General features: G+C 58.9%; 14 protein-coding genes, 1 tRNA gene and 1 pseudogene. 10 read left to right on the top strand and 6 right to left on the bottom strand.

Annotation, left to right across the window (positions count from 1 at the left end; genetic code table 11):
- Window positions 1-116 precede the first annotated feature (116 nt).
- A complete protein-coding gene (locus tag E8M77_RS08965; RefSeq protein ID WP_137130278.1) occupies window positions 117-1,514 on the top strand; it encodes an MATE family efflux transporter in 1,398 nt (465 codons plus the stop codon).
- A gap of 51 nt (window positions 1,515-1,565) precedes the next feature.
- On the opposite strand, the gene carA is transcribed toward E8M77_RS08965, so the two are convergent.
- The gene (carA, locus tag E8M77_RS08960) at window positions 1,566-2,771 is read right to left on the bottom strand and encodes a glutamine-hydrolyzing carbamoyl-phosphate synthase small subunit (protein WP_137130277.1); all 1,206 of its coding nucleotides are present in this window, start codon (window positions 2,769-2,771) and stop codon (window positions 1,566-1,568) included.
- A 321-nt stretch (window positions 2,772-3,092) separates the two neighbouring features.
- On the opposite strand from carA, the gene E8M77_RS08955 reads away from it, so the two are divergent.
- Window positions 3,093-3,542: a GatB/YqeY domain-containing protein gene (locus E8M77_RS08955; RefSeq protein ID WP_137130276.1), complete on the top strand. Its 450-nt coding sequence runs from the start codon at window positions 3,093-3,095 to the stop codon at window positions 3,540-3,542.
- Window positions 3,543-3,589: 47 nt separating this feature from the next.
- Here the strand turns inward: E8M77_RS08955 and E8M77_RS08950 are convergent, their stop codons facing one another.
- Window positions 3,590-3,916 (bottom strand): BrnA antitoxin family protein, encoded by a 327-nt coding sequence (locus E8M77_RS08950; RefSeq protein WP_137130275.1) that lies wholly within the window; start codon window positions 3,914-3,916, stop codon window positions 3,590-3,592.
- A complete protein-coding gene (locus E8M77_RS08945) occupies window positions 3,879-4,166 on the bottom strand; it encodes a BrnT family toxin (RefSeq protein ID WP_137130274.1) in 288 nt (95 codons plus the stop codon). The genes E8M77_RS08950 and E8M77_RS08945 overlap by 38 nt, the downstream gene beginning before the upstream one ends.
- A gap of 493 nt (window positions 4,167-4,659) precedes the next feature.
- Between E8M77_RS08945 and dnaG the strand changes: the two genes are divergently transcribed.
- From dnaG to E8M77_RS08930, 3 genes are all read left to right on the top strand, one after another.
- Window positions 4,660-6,675 (top strand): DNA primase, encoded by a 2,016-nt coding sequence (gene dnaG / locus E8M77_RS08940; protein ID WP_137130273.1) that lies wholly within the window; start codon window positions 4,660-4,662, stop codon window positions 6,673-6,675.
- A gap of 412 nt (window positions 6,676-7,087) precedes the next feature.
- Window positions 7,088-9,133 (top strand): RNA polymerase sigma factor RpoD, encoded by a 2,046-nt coding sequence (rpoD, locus tag E8M77_RS08935; protein ID WP_137130272.1) that lies wholly within the window; start codon window positions 7,088-7,090, stop codon window positions 9,131-9,133.
- 148 nt (window positions 9,134-9,281) lie between these two features.
- Window positions 9,282-11,285, top strand: coding sequence for a toll/interleukin-1 receptor domain-containing protein (locus E8M77_RS08930; protein WP_137130271.1), 2,004 nt, complete (start codon window positions 9,282-9,284; stop codon window positions 11,283-11,285).
- A 285-nt stretch (window positions 11,286-11,570) separates the two neighbouring features.
- Here E8M77_RS08930 and E8M77_RS08925 read toward each other — a convergent pair whose 3' ends face one another.
- Both E8M77_RS08925 and E8M77_RS08920 read right to left on the bottom strand, forming a co-directional pair.
- A complete protein-coding gene (locus E8M77_RS08925; RefSeq protein WP_137130270.1) occupies window positions 11,571-11,831 on the bottom strand; it encodes a type II toxin-antitoxin system VapC family toxin in 261 nt (86 codons plus the stop codon).
- Window positions 11,831-12,064 carry a type II toxin-antitoxin system Phd/YefM family antitoxin gene (locus E8M77_RS08920; protein WP_137130269.1) on the bottom strand — a complete coding sequence of 78 codons (234 nt, stop codon included), beginning with the start codon at window positions 12,062-12,064 and terminating at the stop codon, window positions 11,831-11,833. The genes E8M77_RS08925 and E8M77_RS08920 overlap by 1 nt, the downstream gene beginning before the upstream one ends.
- Before the next feature lie 243 nt (window positions 12,065-12,307).
- Here E8M77_RS08920 and E8M77_RS08910 point away from each other — a divergent pair, with 243 nt between their 5' ends.
- The 3 genes from E8M77_RS08910 to E8M77_RS08900 all read left to right on the top strand — a co-directional run bounded on the left by E8M77_RS08910 (window position 12,308) and on the right by E8M77_RS08900 (window position 14,366).
- On the top strand, window positions 12,308-13,429 hold the full coding sequence (locus E8M77_RS08910) for a DUF930 domain-containing protein (protein WP_170975798.1): 1,122 nt from the start codon (window positions 12,308-12,310) through the stop codon (window positions 13,427-13,429).
- A gap of 35 nt (window positions 13,430-13,464) precedes the next feature.
- The gene (locus E8M77_RS08905; protein ID WP_137130266.1) at window positions 13,465-13,887 is read left to right on the top strand and encodes a secondary thiamine-phosphate synthase enzyme YjbQ; all 423 of its coding nucleotides are present in this window, start codon (window positions 13,465-13,467) and stop codon (window positions 13,885-13,887) included.
- Between the two features lie 131 nt (window positions 13,888-14,018).
- Window positions 14,019-14,366 carry a hypothetical protein gene (locus tag E8M77_RS08900; protein WP_137130265.1) on the top strand — a complete coding sequence of 116 codons (348 nt, stop codon included), beginning with the start codon at window positions 14,019-14,021 and terminating at the stop codon, window positions 14,364-14,366.
- Between the two features lie 124 nt (window positions 14,367-14,490).
- On the opposite strand, the gene E8M77_RS08895 is transcribed toward E8M77_RS08900, so the two are convergent.
- Window positions 14,491-15,282 (bottom strand): SIMPL domain-containing protein, encoded by a 792-nt coding sequence (locus E8M77_RS08895; RefSeq protein ID WP_137130264.1) that lies wholly within the window; start codon window positions 15,280-15,282, stop codon window positions 14,491-14,493.
- A 190-nt stretch (window positions 15,283-15,472) separates the two neighbouring features.
- On the opposite strand from E8M77_RS08895, the gene E8M77_RS08890 reads away from it, so the two are divergent.
- Window positions 15,473-15,548, top strand: a tRNA-Ile gene (locus E8M77_RS08890).
- 289 nt (window positions 15,549-15,837) lie between these two features.
- A pseudogene (locus tag E8M77_RS08885) lies at window positions 15,838-16,095 on the top strand (transposase); the annotation flags it as partial.
- Between the last annotated feature and the right edge of the window lie 113 nt (window positions 16,096-16,208).

The following is a 16,208-nucleotide window of genomic DNA, read 5'->3' as shown; positions in this document are numbered from 1 at the left end:
TTATTCTATTCGATCCGCCATTCTGCTTGCCACTTTATGTGGTGTTCACTAGGACCAATCGACAGGCCGTCTGCCCGAAATCGGGGCAGCGGCTTTTCTGTTTTGGAGTATGTTCTATGGCGACCTCCTCTTCGGCCGCATCCGAGATTCAGAGCGCGGATAATTCCTGGTCCGGCCATGCGCGGGCAACGCTCGTGCTGGGCATTCCTTTCGTCGGCGCGCAACTGGCGCAGATGGCGATCAATACGACCGATGTGGTGATGGTCGGTTGGCTCGGCACGACCGAGCTTGCCTCTGTGGTGCTGGCCAGCCAGGTGTTTTTCATCGTCTTCATTTTCGGCAGCGGCTTTTCCAGCGCTGTCGTGCCGCTGGTGGCGCAGGCCATCGGTCGCGGTGATGCGGTCAGGGCGCGACGTTCCGTGCGCATGGGCATGTGGGTGGTCATCGCTTATGGCGTGCTGACGGCGCCGATCCTCTGGTTTTCGGAAGCCTTGCTTCTATCGCTTGGCCAGGAGGCCGATGTGTCGGCGCTTGCACAAGGTTATCTGCGCATTCTGCAATGGGGCATGTTTCCAGCGCTGCTGCTGATGGTGATGCGCTCCTTCGTTGGTGCGCTGGAACGGGGCAGTGTGCTGCTTTACGTGACGCTGTGCATGTTCTTTCTCAACATGCTGATGGATTACGGTCTCATCTTCGGCAATTTCGGCCTGCCGAAGCTTGGCATGAATGGTGCTGCCATTGCGTCTTTCGGCGCCAATCTTGTCGGTTTTGCGTTGATGGTCGCCTATGTGGAGAGCCGACCGGAAACGCGCGCCTACGAGCTTTTCGTGCGCTTCTGGCGCCCGGACTGGGCGGCTTTCCGGGAAATTCTGGCGCTCGGCCTGCCGATCAGCTTTACCATTCTGGCGGAAGCCGGGTTGTTTACCGCCGCATCGCTATTGATGGGCCTGCTTGGCAAGGAAGAACTGGCCGCCCATGGCATTGCGCTGCAGCTTGCCTCTATTGCCTTCATGATACCGCTGGGGCTGGCCCAAGTGGCAACCGTGCGCGTCGGGTTGGCCTATGGGCGTGCTGATCATCTGGGCGTGCGCCGCGCCGCCGGTGCCGTGCTACTGCTGGCGCTGTGCATCGCAGCCCTTGGTGGCCTGCTGTTTGCCGTGGCACCGGCCCAATTCGGTGGCCTGTTTCTCGATACACGTCAGCCGGATGCGCAGGCGGTGCTGGCTCTTGCCGTTCCGCTAATCATTGCCGCCGGCGCATTCCAGATGTTTGACGGCCTACAGGCTGTGGCTGCTGGACTGCTGCGCGGATTGAAGGACACAACGGTGCCGATGGTGCTGGCGCTGATTGCCTATTGGCCGATCGGCTTTTTCTGCGCCTGGCTTCTTGGTTTCGTCTTCAAGCTGGGCGGTCTCGGCATCTGGATCGGCTTTGTGCTCGGGCTTGCGGCCGCTGCCGTCATGCTGTGCTTGCGCTTCTTTATTCTGGTGCGGCGTCAGCCGCAAAGGCCCTAACGACAACGGCCCGCTGAGAGGCGGGCCGTTGCAAATGTTCTGGATGGGCAATCAGCGCTCGGCAAGCGCCGGCTCACCCTTGTTTTCCCGCACCATGTTGAGGAAGCGGCGGAAAAGGTAATGGCTATCCTGCGGGCCGGGCGAGGCTTCCGGGTGATGCTGGACGGAAAACACCGGCTTGCCCTTGAGGCGCAGGCCGCAATTGGTGCCGTCAAACAGCGAGATATGGGTTTCTTCCACATCCGCCGGCAGCGAGCCCGAGGCCACGGCAAAGCCGTGGTTCATCGAAACGATTTCCACCTTGCCCGTCGTGTGATCCTTGACCGGATGGTTGCCGCCGTGATGGCCCTGGTGCATCTTTTCCGTCGTTGCACCCAGTGCAAGGCCGAGCATCTGGTGGCCGAGGCAGATGCCAAAGGTCGGCGTCTCGGTCTTGATGATGTCGCGGATGACGGGAACGGCATATTCGCCGGTGGCTGCCGGGTCGCCGGGGCCGTTTGACAGGAAGACGCCATCCGGGCTGAGCGCCATGATATCTTGCGCAGACGTGGAAGCCGGCACCACGGTGACCTTGCAATCCAGGCCGGCAAACAGGCGCAGGATATTGCGCTTCACGCCATAATCGACGCAGACGATATGGTACTTGGCGTCATCGGGACCGAGTTCGCCATAGCCTTCATCCCATACCCAGGGTGTTTCACCCCATTGCGAGGACTGGCCGGATGTGGCTTCCTTGGCCAGATCAAGGCCGACAAGGCCGCCCCAGGCGCGTGCTTCGGCCTTCAGCGCCTCGATATCGAAGACGCCGTTCGGATCATGGGCGATGACGGCATTCGGTGCGCCATTTTCGCGGATCCATGCAGTGAGCGCGCGGGTATCCACGCCCGACAGGCCGATGATGCCGCGCGAGGCGAGCCAGTCATTCAGATGGCGGTTCGAGCGGTAATTCGACGGTTCGGTGATGTCGGCCTTGAAGATGACGCCGACCGCGCCGCGGCGGGCCGCCGGCGTCAGGTCTTCGATGTCTTCGTCATTGGTGCCGATATTGCCGATATGCGGGAAGGTGAAGGTGACGATCTGGCCGAGATAGGAGGGGTCCGTGAGGATTTCCTCATATCCGGTCAGGGCCGTGTTGAAGCAGACTTCTGCCGTTACCTTGCCCGTGGCGCCAACGCCGTGGCCCTCGATCACCGTTCCGTCCGCGAGGACGAGGAGTGCCGTGGGCTTGCGGGTTGTCCAGGGTGCTGTCTCAGTCATGTCGGTTCGTCTCCGCCCGTTGCCCGGCCACTTGCAGCGGCTGGGCCTTGGGGCCATCATGGTCGCAGAAAAGGGCGCGCGGAAGGTTTCGCGCAAAGCTCTCGGTTCAAATTCTCGTGCAGGCGCCGGAAACTAACGAAAGAGCCGGGTGCGGTCAATCGCAGCAGCCGGAATGAGATGGATTTATCCCGCTCTCATATCAAGCTTGGCCGCGCTGATTGATCCCATCCGGCCGCTGGTCTATGACGACAGCGCGATTGACAGGGAAAAGCAGTGCGCCCGAGCGGCCACGGCGCTTTTTCGAAGGAGAAGAAGACTATGATGCGCGACAAGCTTTCCAATGCGATGAAGGAAGCCATGAAGGCGAAGGAAACCCGCCGGCTTTCGACGGTTCGCCTGATCCAGACGGCGATCAAGGACCGTGACATCGCCAATCGTGGCGTGGGCAAGGATCCTGTCAGCGACGACGATATCTTGCAGATCCTGCAGAAGATGATCAAGCAGCGCGAAGAATCGGCAAAAATGTATGACGAAGGCGCTCGCGCCGAACTTGCCGAGCAGGAGCGCGAGGAAATCACCATCATCCGTGATTTCATGCCTGAGCAGATGTCCGACGAGCAGGTTCTGGAAGCCTGCAAGGCGGTGATTGCCGAAATCGGTGCGCAGGGCCTGCGCGACATGGGAAAATGCATCAGCGTTCTCAAGGAGCGCTATGCCGGCCAGATGGATTTTGCCAAGGCCTCCGGCCTTGTGAAGGAACTGTTGAAGTAACGCTATCCAGCGCAAACTGACGAGAACGGCTGGCGTGGGACACCGCGTCAGCCGTTTTTGGCTTTCTGCTCGGTGATGAAGTGGCGCAGCACGGCATTGATGCGTGTCTGATAGCCCTTGCCGGTTGCCTGGAAGAAATCGACGATGTCATCGTCCAGACGGATGGATATCGCCTTTTTCTTGCGCGTCACCCAGACGGCTTTCGACCAGTCGACGTCGATGAGATCCTGCCAGTCGGGATCGTCGCGCATGGAGGCAACGATCTCCTCTTCTGTCAGCGCGTCGACGCGTGCCCAGTCGGTTTGGCTCTCTCCGCGCGCTATTTTCTCGCGGATTTCATCCAGCGTATATCTGACGATATGCTCTTCGCTCATTCTCACGTGCCACCCTTGCCGAGATGATACGGCAAATGCCGTTCCTCATTGTGAAAACAACCGCAATCAACTGCTCGGTCCCCATGCAGACGCCAATAACGCGATGCTCATTGTGTCTATAGGAGTGGATATCCAGGCGGCCTCCCGCCAGAGCGACCGATGCCTGGAGAAAATCAATTCCGTGCTTGGCAAGGTTTACCTGCCGCTTTGCCTCATCCCATTCGAAACCGTGGATCTCATCCAGCTGCATCGCGCACCGTATAGCTGATTGTATATACAGTGGCACCCGTGTCAACGGTTCGCCATCAGGCCAATCTGCCTTGAGCGCGATATGCGCGTAACTCTGAGATGGCGGGGGTTTTTGGCCAAATTGTCCGGGCGAGGCAGGACCTTGGGGGAAGTCCTGCCTCTTTGCCTGGACATCTGCATCGTCATCCGGGGGCGGGAGACGATGCTCAAGAGGCCTTTTGGGGGTTAGGCCAACTTGCTGCTTCCCCGACAGAGAGTGGGACACCGGGTGAAGCAGGCACAGAAAACCGCTTTTGCCCGACGTAATCAAATTACAAAAACATAATTTTTTGTGTGGTCTGCCTGCCGCATTCTTGCCGCAAGGCTGACTGTTCCTGTGATGTTTGAAAGCCGCAAGGCTGAATGAGTCGCATGTGAATAACGGGGGTTACCGGAGCCGGCAGTGGCGTTCGGCGGCAGGCAGGCCTATATGATCCCATGTCCATGAGGTGACGATGCGCTTTTCCAATACATTTCTCGATGAGATCCGCGACCGCGTGCCGATTTCGGCCGTGGTTGGCCGTCGGGTGACGTGGGATCGCAAGAAAACCAATGTGTCGCGTGGCGACTACTGGGCCTGCTGCCCCTTTCACGGGGAAAAGAGCCCGAGCTTTCATTGCGAGGATCGTAAAGGCCGCTACCACTGCTTCGGTTGTGGCGTGACCGGTGACCATTTTCGCTTCATGCAGGAACTGGAGGGGTTGAGCTTTCCGGAATCGGTGCAGCAACTTGCGGATATGGCAGGCATTGCCATGCCGCAGCCAGATGCCCAGGCCGAGCGCCGGGAAAAGGAGCGCACGACGCTTCTTGATGTGATGGAACTGGCGACCTGTTTCTTCCAGGACCAGTTGCAGAGTGCCAGCGGCGCTAAGGCGCGCGCCTATCTTCGCGATCGCGGGCTGACGGCTCGCACCATCGAGACGTTTCGGCTTGGCTATGCACCCGAAAGCCGCAATGCGCTGAAGGAATTTCTGGCCTCCAAGGATGTGCCGAAGGACCAGATGGAGGCCTGCGGTCTCGTGGTGCATGAGAATGTGCCGGTGTCCTATGACCGTTTCCGCGACCGCATCATGTTTCCCATTCTGTCGTCGCGCGAAAAGGTGATTGCCTTTGGCGGACGCGCCATGTCGCCGGATGCCATGGCGAAATACCTGAACTCCAACGAGACGGAACTCTTCCACAAGGGCAATGTGCTCTACAATTTCACCCGTGCGAGGCGCGCCTCGCAGGCTGCGACCAAGGGGCCGGTGCCGCAGGAGCCGACCATCATTGCGGTGGAAGGCTATATGGATGTGATTGCGCTGCATCAGGCGGGCGTTGAAAATGCCGTGGCGCCGCTCGGTACGGCGCTGACCGAAAACCAGCTTGAGCTTTTGTGGCGCATGAGCCCTGAGCCGGTGCTCTGCTTCGACGGTGATGGTGCGGGTCTTCGTGCGGCCCATCGTGCCGCCGATCTGGCGCTGCCGCATATAAAGCCGGGCCGTTCCGTGCGCTTTGCGCTGCTTCCCGATGGCAAGGACCCGGATGACATGGTGCGCCAGGAAGGGCGCGCGCCCTTCGACACGGTGATGGCACAGGCGCGCCCGCTCGCCGAAATGATCTGGATGCGCGAGGCTGGCAACGGCACTTTCGATACGCCGGAAAAGCGCGCCGAGTTGGAAGCGCGGCTGAAGCAGATCGTGGCGGTCATCGCCGATGAGAATGTCCGGCGCTATTACCAGCAATCGATGCGTGAGCGGTTGAATGGTTTCTTTGCGCCGCAGAACCAGGGTGGTGATCGGCGCCAGTCCTATGCGGGGCAGGGGCGGGGCAAAGGCGGCAATGCTGGCGGTCGTGGCGGTCCAGGCGGCGGGTTTTCGGCACCTGCCCGTTCCGTGGGTGTATCGGATCGTCTGGCGCGCTCGGGCCTTGTGCGCGGCTATCAGGAATTGCCGGCGCTGCGCGAAGTGGTGCTCGCCATCACCATCGTCAACCATCCGCAACTGTTGCTAGACGAATATGACGAGATCGCCGCCATCGACTTTGAAAACCGCGACCTGCAGCGTTTCTGGTCTGCCATGCTGCCGGCGGCGGCAACGGCTGGTGCCAATCTGTCGCGCGGCTATCTGATCGAGAAGTTGACGGCGCAGGGCTTTGGTCCGCTTGTCGTGGCGCTCGATCAGCAGGTGCGCAATGCCCGGCTGTGGATTGCCACAGAACAGGCCGCCGCCGAGGATGCACGCGAGGGCTATCGTCAGGCCTTGTCACTGCACAAGCGCACGAAGGCGCTGCGCGTTCAGAAGATGGAACTGGAGCGCGAGATCGGTATGGCGACAGAGGCGGGCGACGAGGTGAATATCGAGCCGCTGCTGCGGGCGCTTTCGGAGGTACAACTGGAAATCGTACGGATGGAAAACCAGGAAGCCATTATCGATGGTTTCGGCGTGATGTCCGGCCGTGTCAAGGGCGTGGCGGTGGGGCATGGTGGCTGAAAACAGGGCGCGCAGCGCGTCTCTTTCGAAGGCCAGCGCAGAGCTCTTGTCTTTGCCGGATTCATCCCTAGATAAGCGGCAGTCGCAGTACCGGGAAGATAAACCCGATGCTGATCCGCTTTTTCCACTTTTAACTGCACATTGCCGACGGAAAGGCTTGACGGGGAGGAAATTTGTGGGAATCACCGTCTCAGGCAGAAATAGGCGGGGCGAAGCGTCTCGGTCACGGAAACAGGGATCGTTGGCGTGAGGGCGGCGCGATTTCTCGCGGCGGCAGATTCCCCTTTGGTTAAGCGGGAATTAATGGTCAACCCGATACGTGTCTGAGTGCGATTCGCGGCGCGGCTGATGCAATGACTGCGATAAGCGGTTGGCGGAATGCTGCGAAGGACGTCCAAGGAAAGACAGATACATGGCAACTAAAGTCAAAGAAAACGACGAAGCAGAGAACGAACGCGACGGCGCTACGGACGGTCCGCTTCTCGATCTTTCTGACGACGCCGTCAAGAAAATGATCAAGGTCGCCAAGAAGCGCGGCTATGTGACCATGGACGAGCTGAACGCGGTCCTGCCTTCGGAAGAGGTGACCTCCGAGCAGATCGAAGACACCATGGCCATGCTCTCCGACATGGGGATCAATGTTGTCGAGGATGAGGATGCTGAAGAGCAGACCTCCGAGGACAATGATGCCGAAGAGGAAGGCGAGGCCGAGGGCGGCGAACTGGCACCGGCCAGCAGCACCGCCGTTGCGACCGCGAAGAAAAAAGAGCCGACCGACCGAACCGACGACCCGGTGCGCATGTATCTGCGCGAAATGGGTTCCGTCGAGCTTTTGTCGCGCGAAGGCGAAATCGCGATTGCCAAGCGCATCGAGGCTGGCCGCGAAACCATGATTGCCGGGCTCTGCGAGAGCCCGCTGACCTTCCAGGCCCTGATCATCTGGCGCGACGAGCTGAACGAAGGCACGACGCTGCTGCGCGAGATCATCGATCTCGAAACCACCTATTCCGGCCCTGAGGCGAAGGCTGCACCGCAGTTCCAGAGCCCGGAAAAGATCGAGGCGGACCGCAAGGCTGCTGAAGAGAAGGAAAAGACCCGTCGTCCCCGGTCTTCCGAAGACGATATCACCAATGTTGGCGGTGATATGCCGCCGATGGAGGAAGAGGAAGAGGACGACGACGAGTCGAGCCTGTCTCTGGCGGCCATGGAAGCGGAATTGCGTCCGCAGGTCATGGAAACGCTCGACACGATTGCCGATACCTACAAGAAGCTGCGCAAGCTGCAGGACCAGCAGGTTGAGGCGCGCCTTTCCTGCACCGGCACGCTGTCGACGGGCCAGGAGCGCCGCTACAAGGAGCTCAAGGACCAGCTGATCACAGCCGTCAAGTCGCTGTCGCTCAACCAGAACCGCATCGACAGCCTTGTCGAGCAGCTCTACGACATCAACAAGCGCCTCGTGCAGAACGAAGGCCGCTTGCTGCGTCTGGCCGAAAGCTATGGCGTCAAGCGTGACTCCTTCCTGGAACAGTATCAGGGTGCCGAGCTTGATCCGCACTGGATGAAGTCGATCTCCAACCTGTCTGCCCGCGGCTGGAAGGATTTCGCCCGCGCCGAGAACCATACGATCCGCGATATCCGCCAGGAAATCCAGAATCTGGCAACCGAAACCGGGATTTCGGTCACCGAGTTCCGCCGCATCGTGCATATGGTGCAGAAGGGCGAGCGCGAAGCGCGCATTGCCAAGAAGGAAATGGTCGAGGCAAACCTGCGTCTCGTCATTTCGATCGCCAAGAAATACACCAATCGCGGCCTGCAGTTCCTCGATCTCATTCAGGAAGGCAATATCGGCCTGATGAAGGCGGTCGATAAGTTCGAATATCGTCGCGGTTACAAGTTCTCCACCTATGCGACCTGGTGGATCCGTCAGGCGATCACCCGTTCGATCGCCGACCAGGCCCGCACGATCCGCATTCCGGTGCACATGATCGAGACGATCAACAAGATCGTGCGTACCTCGCGCCAGATGCTGCACGAAATCGGCCGCGAGCCGACGCCGGAAGAACTGGCCGAGAAGCTGGCCATGCCGCTGGAAAAGGTGCGCAAGGTTCTGAAGATCGCCAAGGAGCCGATTTCACTCGAAACCCCCGTGGGCGACGAGGAAGATTCGCATCTGGGCGATTTCATCGAGGACAAGAACGCGCTTCTGCCGATCGATGCCGCCATCCAGGCGAACCTGCGCGAGACGACGACCCGCGTTCTGGCCTCGCTCACGCCGCGCGAGGAACGTGTTCTACGCATGCGCTTCGGCATCGGCATGAACACAGACCATACGCTGGAAGAAGTCGGCCAGCAGTTCTCGGTGACCCGCGAGCGTATTCGCCAGATCGAGGCCAAGGCACTGCGCAAGCTGAAGCACCCGAGCCGGAGCCGCAAGCTGCGGAGCTTCCTGGATAGCTGATGACAGCTGCAAGGTCGTGATTTTGGAAAGGCCGGAGTGGAAACGCTCCGGCCTTTTTTGCGTCGGGGTTCTGGGGCAGGTCTCAACTTCGCCTTGCCGGGCAAAGGGCGGTTGTGCATGGTGGGCGGGACAAGATTTAGGGGTGCTGATGGCGGATCGCGTACCGACGATTGATGAAATTGATAGTGCGGAAACGCTTGAGGCGTATCTCATAGCTCGCCCATCAGCCGAGGCGAGAATAGTCGCGTTTCGTATTGCTCTACGTGTATTCATTTTGAGTATTTCTGACCTGGAGGTTCCTTCACTAAGCCCACGGCAGATAAAATATCGATACATTTCGGCATTCCATGGAATCGTTCTCTGTTTCTTCTCTTTTCGATGCCCTGATGCAGTGCCGCAAGATGCTTTTGTTCTTCTTGCCCAGCGGTTAAAGGATATTGACGGAATTTCTCCACAGGCGAGTATTAGGGCAATTTCACGGTTGGTTGACGCTATAATGAATGATGGTAATCCGCCATTCTTTACAAAAAGGCTGTCAAATATATTTCTTGAATACAAAAAGTCCAACGGAATTGACCATTGGGATGTCATTCGCAAAGACCTTAAGCGTACTCGTGAAATATCAAATTTTTCTATGACTTCCGTTCCTCTATGGAGCGTATCTGACTACAATGTATATTATTCAAGAGTAGATTATGCAAAAAATATATTTGAAAGTATCGGAGGACGTTGGAGCTTCATACTGAAGTGGTGCTTATCGCTGCAGTCGCGCCGCGATGTTTTGGTGACTTCATCTGACGAAGAGCAAATTGCGTACGAAATCGCAACTCAAGACATTTCTAATTTTGGCCGCGATCCCGATGAGATAATGCAGTCAATCGTCGACATCTTGGAAAGGCATTCCGAAATCCTAAAAGCCAATAGTGCATCTGCTTTTGGCCAAGATACGACCAGAATCAATTTTTTTATAAGCTATTCCACGCGGAACGAAGCCGAAGCCCGCGAGATCAACGGCTATCTGGAAGACGCTGGTTACTCCACGATCGCCCAGTTCAAGGATTTTCCGGTCGGTTCGAACTTTGTCATCGAAATGCAGGACGGGTTAGAGCGTGGCGCGCGTGCGATCGCACTGCTGTCACCCGATTACGTGGCATCAGATCACTGCCGTGCCGAATGGGCAGCCGTTTACAATATGGACCCGCTCGGCAAAGGCCGTAAGCTTGTTCCGCTGCTTCTAAAATCCGCTAGCCTCAATAAACTGGCAGGCCAGATTGTCTATAAGTCACTGCTGGGCTTGAACGCGGAAGAGCGCCGTGCCGCCGTGCTGGATGCAATTGGGCACGCATCAAATCCGTTGCCGCTGGACATGCTGAAACGACGGCTTGCCGAAACGGCGAGCCCGGACGTGGCGTTGACGCCGGATGGCAGGCTGGATGCTGTGCCCAATGCCATCTATGATCGTCCGGTCTTTGATGCTGATCTGCCGGATTTGCCCGAGATGTTGCGGACACTGTGCGCGGTGATTGAGGCATCTCTTCCGGACAATAGTCCGAGAACGATTGCACCATCATTGCAGGCCTATCGCAATCACCTAAGCGAGAGAGGCGTTCGCCCAATCCTCGGATTGCTTTGCATGCTGGCTGAGGCATTGAACCGTGACGTCCGATCCGTAGAGTTCCATGTTTGGGGCGATGGTCTGGCGATACACTTCGGCAACTTCTTTTCCTGTCATTCGAAATACATCACGCATTTCCCGAAGTCGCAGGAGCGTGAAGAAGCGCTCGCGACGAATGAGATCGATGAAGATCGCGCCAGCGGCAAGGATTTCATTGAACCGGTGAAGAAGGTCACGGAGGCTCTGGCAGAACTGCATACAATTGGTGGAACAACGCCGGAATTTGAGCGGGTGGTTCAGGATAGTCTGCAAACGGCCCGAGACATTGATTCCCTGCCCAATCCTCCCGGTGGCGGTCAGGGTGCAGATATTACGCCGAAGCGTCGCTTCGTATTTTCGCAAATCGGTTTCTGGGAGCGTATCCTCTCTGCACTTGGTAGCATGACGACGCTGGCTTCTAGTGAGCAGGGCAGAACAGCGATCGCGACCCTAACCGAGGCGATCCGGAAATTCCTTTCGTTCCTGTCATCCAGTTGATCGAAAAACGGCGTCCTGAAATGTAGATGTCGCGACCGCAAGCTGCGCTCGTTCCTGGATAGCTGAGGCGGTCAGGACTTCGAAGACAATCAAAACCCGGCGGAGCAATCCAGCCGGGTTTTTTCATGGCTGTGTGCAGGGATGTCCGAGGGCTTCGCAGGCTTTGGCCAATGTTGTGTCCAGGGTGGCAAGCGTAAGGCTCCGCTGGACTGCGATGGCCAAATGCAGGCTGTCGGCGGCCCGAAGCGCCAGATCCTCACGATCACAAAAGCCTGCAGCAGCATGCTAATGTTGCGCGTCAATTGTCACAATCGAAAGAGACTGAGCCACCAGTCTTTGGAATGCGGTCATCGCCACCTGACGCTGAGAATGGTTGATCTGCCGCGTTCGCAGCTTCAGGGATAGCGCGGAGGAAAACTCCGCAATCGTCCAGCCGCTGATGAATACCGATCCGGGCTTTTCCTGTCCAAGCCATTGGGCGGCAGGGGCGGCCGCGCTCTCATTCGTCAATATGGAAACAAAAACCGACGTATCCACGTAGACCATCAGTAACGGTCTTCATCTCGCATCTTGCGCACACTGTCATCTTGCGTCCGTGGCATGCTGTCGATGACAGATTGCAGCCATGCGCCATCTATCGGCGCGCGGGTTTGATCGGCCGCAGACAGCCTTGCGACCGGCTTGCCGTGCCGCTCAATGTCGATAATTTCACCCTGTTCAGCCTTGCTGATCAATTCGTCCAGGCAAGCCTTGGCCGCCGCAATGCTCACTGTCGTCATTGGCCTATCCATGAGCCGAGATGATGATCACCATCATGAGGCCATATCCCATAGGCAATCAACTCATTTTCTAGTGCCTGAGTAATCTGCGCCGTTTCGGCATGATTGCGATTGCCGAATTCCTGCCGTGCCGTGCCGAGGCGCTGTGGTGCGGCAAGTTCAATCCAGTCGCCAAGTTTCTATCGCCTTCTTCCGCCCCGCCTCTCGATCCGGCTGCCATTTGAGCCTACATGGGCAGGGATGATGCAGGATGAACCCGACAGGATGGCGCGGCCAGAGGCACTGGAAAAGGCGCCGGAAGAGCAGCTTTCGCCGCGCAGGCATGTGCGGCGCGTGGCGGCAGGCATTGCCGTGTCCATTACCCTGCATGGGTTGATCCTCGCGGGCTTCTTTGTCAGCCTTTCGCTTTCTCCCCCTGAGCCACCGCCGGAAGAGGTGGTCTCTGTCGAGCTTGTTCCACCGCCTGAACCTGAGCCGGCGCCGGAACCCGCACCGCCTGCACAGGATGAACAGCCAGCCGAGGCGCCGCCTCCTCCTCCGCCGCCACCGCCGCCGCCAGCCGAGCAGCCCAAGCCTCCCGTTCAGGAAGAGGCAGTGCCACTTGAGATCCTTAAGCCGGTCTTCCGCTTTGGCGAGGAAACGCGCGGCACCGACAAGCCGCAGGATGGCGATGGCGCGCAACTGAGCGAACCGCAGACTGAGCCGGTGCAGCCGGACGAAGCAAATTCTGCTGAGGAACTGGCCGCTCAGCCAGAAGAACCAACAGCTGAACCACTGGTCAGCAAACAACCTAAAAGCGAGCCGCTATCCACCGATAATCCTCTGCCGGGTGTGGCGGAAGCAGGAAGCGCTTTGCCACCAATGTTGGCGACGGAACTTGCCAGTGAGGTGCAGACGATGCGGCAAGAAACTGCTGAAGAGGCCGCCGTGCCGGTTGCCAAGGTCGTGCCGATCAAGCGGCCGGAACCACCGCCGGCCTCAGCCGGCGCGGCACCGCCCACCCTTCGCCCCGCCCGGCGCATCTACTCGCAGGCAGCGACCGGCAGTGCTGAGGCCATGAGTGCCATGGCGGGGCTTCCTGCCGGTATGCGCGCCGGGCTGCTGTGCAGCACGGAACTGCGCGAACAATTGCGGCGCAGTTCTCCCGGCTTTGAGCCTGAAATCCTGCCCTCCTACACGCTGGCTCCAGGCACCGTGACGCTGGATGTCGGCCAGGGTGCCTTCCGCGCTGGTGGCGTCTGGTACAATGTCGGCTTTGCCTGCACGGTGGATGAGGGCGCCACGCAAGTGAAAAGCTTTTCGCTTGCCGTGGGCAGGCCCGTGCCGCGCAGTGACTGGCGGGCGCGCGGCTTTCCGCAGTTTTGACGGATGCGCTGCAAGGCGCGTGACAGGAGGCAGGCATGCCACAGACAGTACTCTCCATTGCCACACGCGGGCAGGGGCTTTACGAATTTACCGATGAGGTGGCAGGTTTCGTGCGAGCTGCCGGTGTGAGTGAGGGGCTTCTCACCGCCTTCGTGCGTCACACCTCCTGTTCGCTGCTGATCCAGGAAAATGCCGATCCTGATGTGCGCCACGACCTGAACGCCTTTTTCCGCCGTCTGGTGCCGCCCAGTGATGATCCGTCGATGCGCTATATGGTGCACACGACCGAAGGGCCGGATGATATGCCCGCCCATGTGAAAGCGGCGCTGACGCCCGTCTCCATCGGCATTCCCGTGATGGATGGCCGGCTGGCGCTCGGCACCTGGCAGGGGATTTATCTGTTTGAACACCGCGACAGCCCGCATCGGCGGCAGGTGGTGCTGCATCTGTCAGCCTGAAGGAGACCGCCATGGCGGGTGTGCCACACTGAACACCGCCTGAACAGGGAGTTCGGAACCTGTTCAGCCCCATGCCGTTAGATGAACCTCCATGGCGCAACTGGTGCCATGACCATGCTGGAGGACATCAGATGAAACAATTTCTCGCCAAGGCAGTTCTTGCCGCCCTGATCACCGTGTCGGGCTTTGCCGCACCGTTTTCGGCCGCATCCGCAGCCGGCTCGGATGTGCAGATCCTGGTGCAATATCCTGGGCAGGATCGTGGCTATGATCGCCCGCGTCATCGCCCGGATGCTCCGGCTCGTCCCGACATCTGCTCGCCGCGCCTGGCGGAAGACAAGGCCGCCCGCATGGGCATTCGCCGGGCACGCGTGGTGGATGTGAACCGCCGCGTGGTGGTGGTGGCAGGCTTTGACCGTGGCGGCCGCGACCGGGCGGTATTTGCCAATCTGCGTGGTTGCCCGCTGATCCGTCGTTAATTCGACCGTCTTCGTTTGCCGATAGTCAGACGCTGGCTTTGGCAATTGCCATTACCGCCATATAGTCTCAAGGCCCGCAGATCATCCATCTGCGGGCCTTCTTGCCTGTCCAGTCCTGTTGCCTTCAAGGCGCCAGCGAGAACTTCATCTCCACCAGAACCATATAGGTGTTTTCGCCGCTGGCGACCGGCACGCTATCGGCCTCCTTGGCCATGGCCATGGAGCGCATCAGCGGCATGGGTTCGGGCCGCAAGCTGCTTTCTACAATGGAGATCACCGGGCCGAGCGAGCCCCCGGCCGCTTGCGCAAGCGTTGCTGCTTTGGCCATGGCGTCCGTCACGGCATTGCGGCGCGCCTCATCCATGGCGCCCTTCGGATCGGCATTGGTGAAGCTGATCTGGCCGCCCTGGTTGATGCCAAGCTTGATCGACTGATCGAGCAGGGCCCCAAGCTTTTTGAGATCGCGCACCCTGACTGTCAGGCTGTTGGACACCTGGTAGCCGGTGATTTTCGGCATTTCGCTGCCATCCTGCGGGCGGATGGGGTCAGGCTGGCTATAGCGGGGGAAGATCGAGAAATCGCTCGTCTGGATGTCGCGTTCGGCAATGCCCTGCCCACGAAGCGCCTCCATCACCACCGTCATTGCCGCATTGTTGTCTGTAAGCGCTGCCTGCGCCGTATCGCCCATGCGCACGACAGAGAGCGAAATCACGGCCATATCGGGCGCCATTGCGGCGCGGCCCTCGCCAGTGACGCTGATTGTGGGTGCCTCTGCCATAGACGTGTTCATAGGCGAAGACGCTGCCGGTGCGGGGGGGTGAGCCATGGCCAGATGCGGGGCGCCAAGGCCTGCGCCGAGCACGCAGGCAAGCGCCAGAAGAGCAGGGGTCTTGGAGATGTGTGAAAGCGCCGGCATGGGATATCCTCCGCAGGAATGACGACCGGTTGCGACCGGCAGCCTTGTGATTAGGTGATCATCACTGCCCTTTGATTGTGAAGCCAATGCGGCGGTGGCTTGTGGCTGCCGCACTTTTGGGCTAGAGCCAGAACCCAAGCGGGCGGCCTGAACCATTGCATGCCGCCGCACCCTGCCTTACGCAGGGTCTGGGCCTGTAGCTCAATGGTTAGAGCCGGCGGCTCATAACCGCTTGGTTGGGGGTTCGAGTCCCTCCGGGCCCACCATTTCTGTCTTCGGATGTTGTTTGTAGCCGGTGTAGCCGGACGCGAATTTTCGGAATTTTGACAGCCAAAAACGGAAAAATGAAAATTCCGGAAGCCCTGTCAAAAAGTGCGTGCACCGCCTATCCAACTCACCCCTTCAAAAACAGTTTCCTGCGCTCATCTTGAGGAGGCTTTGAAGCTGTCTCACAATTGGTTTGAGCCCGGCTCGAAACCATTAAAGTTGGGCTGACCTGCCACTGCGAATTTCCTCCAGAATTGGTTAGAGTCCGGCCCATCAGAGGACGGACGAATGAAGAAGCAGAGATTTACGGAAGAGCAGATCATAGGTGTGCTGCGTGAGCAGGAGGCTGGGGCAAAGGCGGCTGACCTGTGCCGCAAGCACGGAATTTCAGAAGCGACATTTTACAATTGGAAGGCCAAATACGGCGGCATGGAAGTGTCCGAGGCAAAGCGTCTGAAGGCGCTTGAAGAGGAGAATGCGAAGCTGAAGAAACTGCTGGCCGAGCAGATGTTGGATGTTGCCGCGCTTCGCGAGCTTCTTGCAAAAAATGTATGGTCCGCCCCGTCCGTGCAAGGGTTCGCGACATCGTAAATGACGATTCCAGTTGCATAAATGTATCCGGCCTCTCGCGAGTGGGCTGCGGTTGCAGCCAGGCCATG

Origin of the sequence: Rhizobium sp. FY34 (assembly GCF_005222845.1) — a bacterium.
Classification (GTDB): domain Bacteria; phylum Pseudomonadota; class Alphaproteobacteria; order Rhizobiales; family Rhizobiaceae; genus Neorhizobium.
The sequence above is the reverse complement of the archived record's forward strand: the minus strand, read 5'-3'. Positions and strand labels throughout refer to the sequence as shown.